This is a genomic window from Ligilactobacillus acidipiscis (assembly GCF_900116935.1).
GTDB classification, from domain to species: Bacteria; Bacillota; Bacilli; order Lactobacillales; family Lactobacillaceae; genus Ligilactobacillus; species Ligilactobacillus acidipiscis.
In genome coordinates, this window is the sequence record NZ_LT630287.1 from 2,143,412 (window position 1) to 2,156,024 (window position 12,613).

The 12,613-nt window shown below is 39.3% G+C and carries 9 protein-coding genes and 1 pseudogene; 9 read left to right on the forward strand and 1 reads right to left on the reverse strand.

Annotated features, from left to right (window positions below):
- Positions 1 to 45: 45 nt before the first annotated feature.
- The 8 genes and pseudogenes from BQ5903_RS10040 to BQ5903_RS10075 all read left to right on the forward strand — a co-directional run bounded on the left by BQ5903_RS10040 (position 46) and on the right by BQ5903_RS10075 (position 9,915).
- On the forward strand, positions 46 to 795 hold the full coding sequence (locus tag BQ5903_RS10040; RefSeq protein WP_056971530.1) for a MurR/RpiR family transcriptional regulator: 750 nt from the start codon (positions 46 to 48) through the stop codon (positions 793 to 795).
- Positions 796 to 973: 178 nt separating this feature from the next.
- Positions 974 to 2,293: a PTS sugar transporter subunit IIC gene (locus BQ5903_RS10045; RefSeq protein ID WP_079579677.1), complete on the forward strand. Its 1,320-nt coding sequence runs from the start codon at positions 974 to 976 to the stop codon at positions 2,291 to 2,293.
- Positions 2,294 to 2,433: 140 nt separating this feature from the next.
- Complete coding sequence (locus tag BQ5903_RS10050; protein WP_056971531.1) at positions 2,434 to 3,867, forward strand: 6-phospho-beta-glucosidase; 1,434 nt, start codon at positions 2,434 to 2,436, stop codon at positions 3,865 to 3,867.
- Positions 3,868 to 3,966: 99 nt separating this feature from the next.
- The gene (locus BQ5903_RS10055; RefSeq protein ID WP_079579458.1) at positions 3,967 to 4,869 is read left to right on the forward strand and encodes an ROK family protein; all 903 of its coding nucleotides are present in this window, start codon (positions 3,967 to 3,969) and stop codon (positions 4,867 to 4,869) included.
- A 118-nt stretch (positions 4,870 to 4,987) separates the two neighbouring features.
- On the forward strand, positions 4,988 to 6,082 hold the full coding sequence (locus BQ5903_RS10060) for an acyltransferase (protein ID WP_079579459.1): 1,095 nt from the start codon (positions 4,988 to 4,990) through the stop codon (positions 6,080 to 6,082).
- A gap of 354 nt (positions 6,083 to 6,436) precedes the next feature.
- Complete coding sequence (istA, locus tag BQ5903_RS10065) at positions 6,437 to 7,657, forward strand: IS21 family transposase (RefSeq protein ID WP_010499979.1); 1,221 nt, start codon at positions 6,437 to 6,439, stop codon at positions 7,655 to 7,657.
- A 20-nt stretch (positions 7,658 to 7,677) separates the two neighbouring features.
- Positions 7,678 to 8,415 carry an IS21-like element helper ATPase IstB gene (istB, locus tag BQ5903_RS10070; protein ID WP_079578407.1) on the forward strand — a complete coding sequence of 246 codons (738 nt, stop codon included), beginning with the start codon at positions 7,678 to 7,680 and terminating at the stop codon, positions 8,413 to 8,415.
- A gap of 193 nt (positions 8,416 to 8,608) precedes the next feature.
- Positions 8,609 to 9,915: pseudogene (locus BQ5903_RS10075) on the forward strand (IS1380 family transposase).
- 410 nt (positions 9,916 to 10,325) lie between these two features.
- Here the strand turns inward: BQ5903_RS10075 and rfbB are convergent.
- Positions 10,326 to 11,291, reverse strand: coding sequence for a dTDP-glucose 4,6-dehydratase (rfbB, locus tag BQ5903_RS10080; RefSeq protein ID WP_079579460.1), 966 nt, complete (start codon positions 11,289 to 11,291; stop codon positions 10,326 to 10,328).
- A gap of 221 nt (positions 11,292 to 11,512) precedes the next feature.
- Here rfbB and BQ5903_RS10085 point away from each other — a divergent pair, with 221 nt between their 5' ends.
- A complete protein-coding gene (locus tag BQ5903_RS10085; RefSeq protein WP_079579461.1) occupies positions 11,513 to 12,379 on the forward strand; it encodes a DegV family protein in 867 nt (288 codons plus the stop codon).
- The last annotated feature ends 234 nt before the right edge of the window (positions 12,380 to 12,613 follow it).

A 12,613-nucleotide genomic window follows, 5' to 3' on the forward strand; every position in this document is an offset into this window, starting at 1 on the left:
AATGAACTTAGAGAGCGTTTGCATTTATTTTAGGGGGTTTTTAAAATGGCGTTTTTTGGGTTCAAGGAGCTGGACCGTTTGTCGGAAGTTGACATGGCTATTTACCGTTTCTTCACAGAAAATGTAGAAAAGGTCCCGTACATGCGAGTCAGAGACATTGCCACTGAAGCACATGTTTCCAATTCCTCGGTAATGCGTTTCATTCATAAGCTCGGTTATGATAGTTTTCCAGAATTTAAAGTATCATTCCGTTCGGAACAACGACGGTCTCAGACAAATGACCATGAGATTTCTTTCATTACCGCAGAAAACTTTCCACCAGACATTTATGAAAAGATCGAGTTGATTGCTGACAAAATGGAGCAATCAGATCAAATCATCTTCTGCGGCATTGGTTCATCCGGGGCCTTAGCGGAATATGCAGCCCGGCAAACTGCGGCCGTTGGCTTTAATTCTTTTTGCGTTAAGGATCCTTTTTATCCCTTGATCACTCAGCTGAAAAACACCAGCAATAACTTGTTGATCACCTTTTCAGTCTCGGGAAAAACCATCGAATTGATCGAAATGTTAAACAACTTCGTAAATGATGAAGATGTGACCCTTGTAGCTGTCACTGCAGACCCAAGTAGTCAATTAGCCTTAATGTCGCGTTACGTTCTCTGTTATTCGACCAGCCAAGAGCGCTTGGCCAAGTACTACGACTTAACCACGCAGGTCCCCGCAATGTATCTGATCGAGCAACTGATCTCGACCGCTCGGCGCTTGGCAGTGGAACAAGATCACGAATCCATTTAATAATTATTTTTTTCGTTTGGCTTGGTACAAGGTGTTTCATCTCTGGAATATCTTGCTATTGTATGGAACGCCGACCAAATACTTCGAAAAGTATTGCTTCTGTGAAATCGCTTTTATATGCTGGAAGTGGTTTAGAAATTATATTTTCATCATATAGGAGTGATATTTCATGTCTAAAATGGATTCATACAATGCTTTCATGGAGAAACACATTGTACCAGCCGCAGCCAAGTTAAACGAACAACGGCATATTGCGGCCATTAGAGATTCTTTTATGTTTACCTTTCCGATCACAATGTCGGCGTCTTTAGTGATTTTGATCAATAGCTTGCTTTTCAGTAAAGACGGTTTTTTAGCGCAGATCCTGTTTCTCAATAAGATCTTTCCGCATCTGGAAGATATGCAAGGCTGGTTAAATTCCGTGACCAACGGGACCATGGATATTTTATCGATCTTCATCGCTTATATGGTTGCTGCCGAATTAGCGCGCCATTTCAAAGCAGATCAAATGCTGACCGGGATGACATCGATTGCAGTCTTCATGATCTTGTATACACCACCGATCGTTAAAGACGGGATCAACTACTTACCTAAAACTTTCTTAGGTGCACAGGGTCTCTTTGTCGCAATGTTTATTGGGATAATGGTTGGTGAATTTTTACCTAAGTTGTTCAGTATCAAGAAAATGCAGATCAAGATGCCTGATATGGTACCGCCCGCAGTTGCTCGTTCATTTAATGGTTTGATCCCGATCGTGATCGTAATTATGATAGCAGCTATCTTAAATCATCTATTATCATTAGTTGCACCTGAAGGGATCAACCAGATCATTTATGACACCATTCAAACACCACTGAGAAACATCGGGGTTAATATCTGGAGTGTCACATTATTAGCAATCGTGCAAAACTTGCTCTGGATGGTCGGGATCCACGGTCCAAATACCCTGAATGCCTTACGTTCCGTGATCTTTACCGAAGCAGATCTCAGCAATCAGCAGTTTATCAATAATCACGGCAGTATCTGGGATGTCCCTTACCCCGCTACTTGGGGCAACATGAATGATACCTTTGCCAACATGGGTGGCAGCGGTATGACCCTTGGCTTGATCATCGCGATCTTCTGGGTCTCAAAACGAAAAGATTACCGCGCTGTCGCCAAATTAGGACTTGTTCCAGGACTCTTTAACATCAATGAGCCACTAATGTTTGGTTTACCGATCGTCTTGAACCCGATCTTAGCAATTCCATTTGTCCTGACTCCTGTCATTAACATTTGGGTCGGCTACTTAGTCACCAACATCTTAAAATGGATACCAACGCCGGCTTTAGGTATGACGTGGACCACGCCGGGACCGTTAATGCCTTTCTTAGGAACTGGCGGTAACTGGCTAGCATTGATCATTGGTTTTATCTGCCTAATAATCTCAGTCTTCACTTATATGCCATTCGTTTTGGCCGCAAACAGAGTTGCAGAAAAAGAAGGACAATTAGATTAACAGAGCTGCAAAAGACAGTCACTAAAACTTAACAGAGCTGCAAAAGACAGTCACTAAAACCATAGGAGAATTCAAGTATGTACCATCGAAGTTATTTTTGACCATCAAAAATAATAATCACAAATCAGGAGGAAAATTGTATGGCAGAAGATAAAAGAGAATTTCCCAAAGATTTCTTATGGGGAGGTGCAGTAGCGGCGCACCAGTTAGAAGGCGGTTATCAAGACGGCGGCAAAGGCTTAAGCATTGCTGATCTCTTTACACTAGGCGACAAGGATCATCCACGGACGATCACTAAAAAAATCGAAGCCGATCAGTACTACCCTAATCACAAGGCCATCGATTTTTACCATCGTTACCCTGAAGATATCAAGTTATTTGCCGAGATGGGCTTTAAATGTTTTCGAACTTCCATCGCTTGGTCACGGATCTTTCCTAATGGAGATGAAGCAGAACCTAATGAAGAAGGCTTGAAGTTTTACGATGACCTTTTTGATGAATGTTTAAAATACGACATTCAACCAGTCGTGACCTTGTCTCATTTTGAAATTCCTTTACACCTTGTTCAAGAATACGGTGGTTGGCGTGACCGTAAGTTGATCAAGTTCTTCGTTCATTTTGCCGATGTCTGCTTCAAACGTTATCACAATAAAGTTAAGTATTGGATGACCTTTAATGAGATCAATAATCAAACTGATTTTGAAGCTGCCGGTCATCTATATACCGACTCTGGAATCGTGCCAGAAGAGGGAGAAGATAATGAAAAATTGATGTATCAAGCTGCGCATTATGAATTAGTAGCTTCTGCTCAAGCAGTTAAATTAGGTCATCAGCTCGATCCTGACCTGCAAATCGGCAGCATGATCGCGATGTGCCCGATTTATCCACTGACATCCAAGCCCGAAGATATTTTGTTTGCTCAACGTGCAATGCAAACCCGTTACTGGTTCTCCGATGTGCATGCTAACGGTTTTTACCCACAGTGGCTGCTGAACTTCTTTGAGAAAAAGAACTTTAAGTTAGACATTACTACTGCTGATCTAGCGCAACTTAAGGAAGGTACCGTTGACTATATTGGCTTTAGTTACTATATGTCTTTCACAGTCAAATACACCGGTCACGAAGACTACAACGAAGCACACGACCTAGTCCCTAATCCTTACGTCAAGGCCAGTGAATGGGGCTGGCAGATCGACCCAACGGGTCTGCGTTATGCCTTGAACTGGTTCACTGATCGTTATCACTTGCCGCTGTTTGTAGTTGAAAACGGGCTAGGTGCTGTTGACCAGTTGACTGAAGATCATAAGGTGCACGATGACTACCGGATCAAGTACATGCATGATCATATTTTGCAAATGAAGCGAGCTGTTCTAGATGACGGCGTCGATTTAATGGGTTACACACCGTGGGGCTGTATCGACTTGGTTTCAGCTGGAACTGGTGAAATGTCAAAACGTTACGGTTTCATCTATGTTGATGAAGATGACCACGGTAATGGTTCACTTGACCGTTATCGCAAAGATTCATTCTACTGGTTCAAAAACGTAATCGAAACTAATGGTGCAGAATTGTAATTAAGCTACCTTAAACCGGGCATTTACTTGTCCGGTTTTATCTACATATGATTGCAGAAACGCTGAATAAATTATCTTTAATTAGGAGATGGAAATACTTTGGAAAACTACGTTGGGATCGACGTTGGTGGAACTTCAATCAAATATGGTCTAATTAGCGCAGATGGTCAGATCATTGAAAAAGCCCACAGCAAAACAGCGGCAAAAAAGGAACAAGTTTTAGCTGACATGGCACATATCGTACAAGGATATCTGGATAAAGGACAGCATATTGCCGGGACAGGTGTCTCAATGCCCGGCGTGATCGAGGCGGACGGTATGCTAACCACGGCCGGTGCTGTAAAATGCTTATATGGCATTAATCTCAAAGATGAATTGGAACAACGCACCGGTATCAAAACAACTATCGAAAATGATGCCAACTCCGCGGCTATCGCCGAACAATGGCTCGGTGCAGCTCAAGGACTGCATAATTATCTGGATATTGTTCTGGGGACAGGCGTTGGCGGTGCCTTGGTGATCAATGACCAGATCTACCGTGGAGCTCATGCCCGCTCAGGGGAATTTGGCTGGATGCTACTTGATGACCAGCACGATGAACTAGAAGATGGCAGTCTAAACTTCCAAAGTGCAACCGTGATCGGTTTGTTGCGGATCTATAATATCAAAGCCCAAGAAGAAGTGACAGATGCACGAGAGATCTTTGCTCGCGCAGACAACGGAGAGCCAATCGCGCAGCTAGTCTTACACAATTACTTCCGCAAATTAGCTCAGGGGATCTTAAATTTGGTCGTTTCTTTCGATCCAGCTCAAGTGATCGTAGGCGGCGGAATCAGTGTTAATCCTGCATTCCAGTCTGGACTAAACCAGGCTTATACAGAATTGCAAAGTGAGCATAGCAGCGTCCGTGATTTGGAACTTCCTGAGATCGTCCCTGCTAAGCTCGGCAATGATGCCGGCATGATCGGTGCCGTTTACCGCAGAATACAGGAAAATAAATAACAAATTAAAAGGCCACATTGAATTTACACTAATTGTATTTTAATGTATGGTCTTTTTTTTATTATTGGAAAACTGTATAATAATGCTGTTATATTAATTGTCTAGGAGAGAATATACTGTGAAATCAAAACCAAGAATGTCAAATTTCGAATTATTAAGAATAATTGCGATGTTTATGATTGTTTTGCATCATTCCATTGTCCATGGGGTTTTAGGAGAATTTTTTCCTCAAAACTCATTCAACCTTTATAGTAATCACCCTGTAGTATTTTTTGTTGCACGTCTTTTTGCCTTTGGCGGCAAAACAGGTGTTGCTCTATTTATTTTAATTACTGGCTACTTTTCTATTAACTCCAAAATGAAATGGTCACGCATTCTTAAAGTTTGGGTACCAACTTTATTTTATTCGATTTTGTGCTATATATTATTCAAGTTGTTTGGTCCTTCTTTAACTGACAAAAGACAAGTTTTAGCCTCATTTTTCCCAGTTACTTTCCGCTCCTACTGGTTTATCACTCTTTTCATCATGTTATTGTTTGCAATACCAGCTTTGAATACACTCTGGCATCACTGTTCAAGAAAACAACAAGGCTACATAATAATTTCACTTTTTGTGACCTATATACTTCTTCCAACTCTTGGTTTATATGCAGATAACTCACTATTTTTTATATTTATAATGTATTATCTAATCGGAGGATACATAAGAGGAACTCCTAAGGTTTCATTTTGGAATAAAAAAACTGTTTATATAGTTGGAATTTTATTATCGTTAACTGGTTATGCTTACCTTACTTTTCATGGAATTAGAGCTGGATACTTAGCTCATTCCTCAGATATGATCAACGCTACAACTAAATTTTTCGGCGACAATAACATTTGTGTTGTAGTTTTTGCTGTTAGCTTTTTCATGTTCTTCAATCATATTTCCTTACGCCCTAATCGGCTTATCAATCTAGTTGCATCTTCAACTTTTGGAATTTATTTAATTCACGATAATCCATTTGTCAGGAAGTTCATCTGGTTTGACCTTCTCCACTTTGAAAAACTAGCAACTACTAACTTAATCAATTTTGTCGTAATAGATTTAATAACAGTCCTAATAATTTTTGGAATTTGTTCCACCATTGAAATCATTAGAAACAAACTCTTCAACCTTTGCGGTTTTTCAAAACTTTTACAAAATAGATTTAACGATTTTAACTTGTTTTAAAATTATACTGTAAAAGCAATTTCTTAAAGAGAATTAGCAAACAATCAACCACAGTCAACTGTTCAATAAAGCGCTCTGGTTAAGTCCGTTTTTTGAAGTCCTGGCAATAGTCTTTGCATTCATTATGATTTGTTACGACTCACAATGATTCATCTTTAAAACAGTTTTGCTAAAATTGTTCAAACATATACAAATATAAAATTTAATAAGACACCTGAATTATTCATACTTTTCCCTTAATGTAAAAGGCAGCTATAAAATGTAGGAAAACGGCAATCAAAAATGTCGGTCTTTCTACATTTTTTTGTATCATTAATTACATCAGTATTTTTAGTTTTCAAGGAGGCAACTGATGTGAGAAATGATTTAAGACAAGGAGTGCTAAAAGATATGAAAGAAAACATTAAACCAAATTACGCTGCTCTAGGAAGGCAATATAACGCGGATTATCGCACTATTAAAAAGGTAGTTGAAGAAATTGCTACCGACCAAGTCAAAACCAGGAAAGTTGTTAAAAAGCCAAGCTTACTGGAGCCTTTTAAAGCAATCATCCATGATAAATTAGCGCTTAATTGCTCTGCCATGGCAATCTTTAAATTTATTCAAAAGAAAGGCTATCTAGGTAGTTATTCAACTGTAAAAACGTATTGTCGTAAATTTAAAAACCATGAGGTCAAGAAAGCTACCATTCGAGTCACTCATACTCCGGGCCTCTCGGCCCAAGTGGATTGGAAAGAAGAAATGAAGCTCAGGAACAGTGAAGGTATCCTCTATAAGTTTAATATTTTCTTATATGTGCTTCCTTATTCTAAATACAAATACTTAACCTTAACTTTTGATCGCTCACAGGATACTTTATTTAGCTGTTTGGCGCAAGCTTTTGAAGCTACGGGCGGAATCCCACACGAAATTTGGTTTGATAACATGAAAACTGTCATAGACCATTCGAAATCTTCCTTTGGACACGCAATTTTTAACCAGCGTTTTTATCAATTCAGTAAAGACGCCGCTTTTAAACCAATTGCTTGTCGTGTTTTTCGCCCGCAAACTAAAGGTGCCGTTGAGGCACTAGCACGAACTGTTGAGCGTCTGCGTCCCTATAATTACGAACCTTTTGACGGAACGGATCTAATCGAACTAGTGGATAACTTAAGTGATGAACTTAATCAGGAAATTTCTCAAGCCACGCATCTGCAACCTACACTTCTTTGGGAAGACAAAGAAAAAGAGCAATTACATTCAACTCCCGTTGACCTACTCAAGCCTTATTTTGAAGAAGATATCTCACGTATCGTCTCTAAGGAAGCTATGGTCAATTTTCGGAAATGTAAGTACTCTGTTGATCCAAAATATATTGGTGAACAAGTTACTCTCGAAGTCAGTGATGATGAGAAACATGTTCAGATTTATTATAACCGAAAATTGATCCGCTCTCACGAAATAACTACCCAACAATATAATTATAACTATGAAGATACCAAGGCAATTTTACGTTCAGATTTAATGAACGGTCGTAATGAAGATGACATTGAACAATTCATTAGTAAAAATCTAAGTGCCTATGACCAAGTCTAATTCTCAGGAGGTCCTATGAGATGAGTAGTATCAATCAACGACTTAACAATAATTTGCTTCAACTTGAACTGCTTGAAATAAAAAGTTACCTGCCTAATTATCTGGAACAAGTAACAGCCGGAAAAATGTCATTTTCGGAAGCACTTTTAGCTTTAACGACCAAAGAATTAAACTATAAACATCAGGCTCAGGTTGAACGAACGATTACCAGGGCCCGTTTTCCCAGCGTTAAAACGCTGGAAGCATTTGATTTTACCTTCCAGCCAAGTATCAAAAAACAGGAGATTCTAGAATTAAAAAGCCTAGCTTTTATGGATAAAGCAGAAAATATTCTTCTAGTAGGCAGCCCCGGGGTAGGAAAAACACACCTCGCAATCGCCTTAGGGCGCGAAGCCTGTCAACAAGGTGCAAGAGTGTTATTTATTAATTGTCATGAGCTTTTATTAAGACTCAGAAAAGCCGATGACAAAGACGAACTAGATCGTGCACTAAACCGCTACGCCCGTTACGATTTATTGATCATTGATGAATTAGGTTATCTGCCCATTAAACACGATGAAGCTAATTTGTTTTTTCAATTGATCAATGCCAGGTATGAAAGAAAATCGACAATTATTACTAGTAACAGTGCTTTATCTTCTTGGGTCGATATTTTTCAAAACCCAACTGTCACTGCAGCTATTTTAGATCGATTAGTTCATCATGTTCATACCATAAGAATCACGGGTAAGTCTTATCGATTAAAAACTAAACTGTAATTGTCAAAAACCTACATTTTTGATTGCCATAAACCTACATTTTTACGTTGCCCTTGACACCTTAAGGACTACTTTTTGTTGTTGTCATGCTAGTTCGCATCTTTTTCGTTTTTTACCTGTTGGGTGTACAAAAAGAGCACATCCTGTGCTATTGTAAAGTCGATGAAAACCACAAAGAACAGGAGTGCTCCTTATGTCAACTTTACATCATGAAAAACTTTTATTCAATGACCAGATCAACATTTCTAATGACGGTGGTGAGTTAGCGAACGATGCCGGAACTTTATTAATTGCTGAATTTCTGCACCAAATTCACTTTGACCAGCTCTTAGAAGATAACTTGCATTTTAAAGATGACCGTAAATATTGTACCTTTCCCTTGAACAATTTATTTAAGCAGTTGCTGTTGCAATTGCTGGCAGGATACTGCCAAGATCAGTCGGCTAATACCTTGTCACACGCCGTTGATTTTAAGCTGGTCTTGTCTCAAGCGGTCGCTTCCCAGCCGACACTTTCACGCTTTATCAATCACATTTCAGCGTCTGGGCTCTTTTCAGTCAAATCATTGCTCGGCTCGGTAGCTCACTTTGTTCTTGGGCAGCTAAATCAACATCAGCTGATCCTTGATCTAGATTCGACACATGCCGATACGTTTGGTGACCAAGAAAAGAGTGCTTATAACGGTCACTACCAGACCAACGGTTATCATCCTTTACTAGCCTTTGATGCTTTATCGGGCTGCTTGTTGAATGCTCAATTACGCCCCGGCAATCTACTTCCCAAGGTGCGACTAAATTTTTATTACGGAGCTTACGGGCCTATGACGGATCTTCCCTGGATGTCTTAGTGCGAGGAGATTCTGGTTTCGCAGCTCCAGGGATCTACCATGCGTGTGATAAAAAGCAGGCTAAGTTCGTGATTCGTTTAAAAGCGAACTACCAGCTCCAAAGTCGGGCTGAGCACCTGATCCAAGTGGGTGACCAGGACTTCACCGAAGCTGAAGTCCAATGGCATGTCCTGCGAGACTATTGTCCTCAAAGTTGGTCACGACCTTATCGTGTGATTATTAAATCAACGCGGCCGGCGGGCAACTTTCTGTTTGACCATGAGTTTATCGTGACCAACTTGGAAGAATTAAGCGGTCCACAAGTCTTTGCCCTCTATCACCAACGCGGTTCCATGGAAGACTTGATCAAAGAAGTTAAACGTGGCTTTCACTTTGATAAAACGGACAGTTCTAGTTTTGAGGCCAATGAGTTCCGGATGCTGGTAGCTGGGGTCGCTTATAATATACTGCAAGCCATGAAGAACTTAGTTTTACCAACAAAGCTTAAACACGCTCAGGTCGGGACGATCCGTTTTAAATTACTCCATGTGGCAGCTAAGGTCACGCACCATGCGCGTCAAGTCTGGGTCCATTTATCTCAGACTAATGTGTTCGCTAAATTATTTTGGCAGACACTGTTCAAGATTCAAAATCTAAAAATATATCCGCTGTGAACTCACAAAATAAAAAATGTTTTTCTTAGGGAAAGGGTGAAGTCTGTCCTTTTTAAACAGTCCGACAACAAAACTAACAAAAAGCTGCTTTTTTTACACACTAAAGTAACTTTGCACAAAGTTTTAACTGCAACGAAAAGTATAAATAATTCAGGAGACATAAAACCATGCTGTTTTACATTTCGTCAATATTCTGAATTTGGCATTAAAAATCAAAAAATAGTCCTGAATCTTATCACAGGGTCAAGGCTTATTTATTTAAAATCTCTCTTTTGTTGAATTTAAAAAGGCATTCTTGTTAGTGTCTAAAAATGAAAAATACTAATATTTAATGCCACAGCAGAATTATATCAGGTAGAACCTCTTCTTTTTGTACTTTCAATTTTTGTTTTTTACGACACCAACTGTCGTTAAAAGTTACTCCACCATGCCTTATTTTTCAAATACCACTCAATGGTTCTCTTTAGACCTAGTTCAAAACTAACCTGTGGTTTCCAGCCTAATTCAGCAGTGATCTTACTAGAGTCTAAAGCATAACGTTGATCATGGCCTAACCGATCAGTCACATATTCGATTTGCTCTTCATTTGCACCAAGTTTATCGATGATCAAATGAACAATTTCATTATTGGTATGCTCACTATTGCCGCCAATATTATAAATCTCGCCCTTTTTTCCTTGATGGATCACTAAATCAAGTGCCCGACAATTATCCTTAACATATAACCAATCACGAATATTCTGACCGGTACCATAAATTGGCAGTTTCTTTCCTTGAAGTGCATTAGTGACCATCAATGGTATTAGTTTTTCAGGGAACTGATATGGTCCATAATTATTAGAGCTCCGGGTAATATTAGTATCTAAGCCATAAGTCCTGTAATATCCATGAACAAACATATCTGCGGCAGCTTTACTGGCTGAATACGGTGAGCTAGGTAGAAGCGGTGATTGCTCAGTAAAATAACCGTTCGTCCCTAAAGAACCATAAACTTCATCTGTAGAAATCTGCAAAAACTTTCTAAGTTTTGTATTTTTAGCAGCTTTAAGTAAAGACAAAGTTCCCCTGGTATTTGTTTCAAAGAAAATATCAGGTCCAACTATTGAACGATCGACATGACTCTCTGCAGCAAAGTTAACAATTATATCTATCCTATTCTTTTCAAGGATCCTTTGAACTAAATCTTGGTCGTTAATATCACCTCGTACGAACTCATACCGTGGATCTTTTTCAATATCTGTTAAATTTGCTAAATTTCCAGCATAAGTTAGCAGGTCTAAATTAACTACCACACAGTTTTGGTATTTCTTTAACAAATAATGAATAAAATTACTCCCAATAAACCCTGCCCCGCCTGTGATCAAGTATCGTTCCATACACTCACTTCCTCGTCTATTCAAGTAATCAATATCTCATGTCTATTGTAACTTAAAGGGCAAACTATTTTCATATCCGTCATTATCTACATTTAAAATCCACTTTTTATGAATGATGTCGTTTCCATTATTTACGCCAGTACATTTTTAATATATACTGATATTGGTTAGTTTTATTTAGTAGACCGGATATCCAAACTCTTATTCAAGGAGATTTTTTTATGTCACAGTCAATCAAAATAGTGACCGACTCCTCGGTTCTTTTGACAAAAGATGAAATCATAGACAATTCAATCACAGTCGTCCCACTTTCAGTAGAAGTAGCTGGCAAAAACTACGTTGATGGGGTCGACATTACCCGCCAAGAATTGGTTGAAGCTTTACGTGAGGGAGACATTCCTAAAACAAGCCAACCTGCCTTAGGAAAATTTGTCTCTGCCTTTGACAAGCTAGGAGAAGACGGCAGTGAGGTAGTCGCTATCATTATCTCAGATGTTTTAAGCGGGACTTTCAATACAGCTCAACAAGCTGCAAAAATGACTAATACGAAAGTAACAGTCATTAACAGCAAATCCACAGACCGTGGAGAAGCGTTTCAGGTACTAGCTGCTGCTAGGGATGCTCAAGCAGGCAAAAGTGTAGCAGAAATCAAGGAACACTGTGCAGATATATATTCGCGCACCTCGATCGATGTTTTGATCGATAACTTGGATTGTCTAGTAGCTGGCGGACGGATCAGCAAAATGACCGGCTTGATCACCAAGCTTGCAAATATCAAAGTCGTGGTGGAATTACACGATAAGACTTTAGATGTTGTTTCTAAGGGCAGAAGTACCAAAAGCTTGGTTAAATTCGTGGAAAAAATAGCTAGAGTCCATGAAGGACAGAATAATCAGATTCAAGCTTTATCACTTTCTAATGTTGCTGCTGATCATTCAATGTTGGATAAAACCAAAGATATTTTACTTGGTGCAGAGTCTAAAACACCTTTTATCGCGGAGCTAACTAGCCCCGTGATCATGACTCATACTGGGCTAAAAGCCATCGGAGTCATCACGTTATCTGAAAAACCCGTCCCCAATTTTTAAATTAGCATAGTATTGTTGTTCCCGTCATTTTCTTGGAGATGGCGGGATTTTTTATTTGGCCCTAAAAAAATAAAGATTTAGGACCATTAAGACCCTAAACCTCTGTCATTACAAATACTCCGTAAGTAGTGTTCAACTATACGACTAGACAAAAATGTTTATATTTCTTGGACAAAACAGAGCTCCCTGATATGAAGACAAAATTGCTTCATATCAGGGAGCTCTGCCGTTATT

Bases quoted from the DNA above. Each gene is read 5' to 3' on its own strand.
- BQ5903_RS10085 (WP_079579461.1), top strand. From the start codon at position 11,513: ATGTCACAGTCAATCAAAATAGTGACCGACTCCTCGGTTCTTTTGACA.
- BQ5903_RS10045 (WP_079579677.1), top strand. From the start codon at position 974: ATGGATTCATACAATGCTTTCATGGAGAAACACATTGTACCAGCCGCA.
- BQ5903_RS10040 (WP_056971530.1), top strand. From the start codon at position 46: ATGGCGTTTTTTGGGTTCAAGGAGCTGGACCGTTTGTCGGAAGTTGAC.
- rfbB (WP_079579460.1), bottom strand. From the start codon at position 11,291: ATGGAACGATACTTGATCACAGGCGGGGCAGGGTTTATTGGGAGTAAT.
- istB (WP_079578407.1), top strand. From the start codon at position 7,678: ATGAGTAGTATCAATCAACGACTTAACAATAATTTGCTTCAACTTGAA.
- BQ5903_RS10050 (WP_056971531.1), top strand. From the start codon at position 2,434: ATGGCAGAAGATAAAAGAGAATTTCCCAAAGATTTCTTATGGGGAGGT.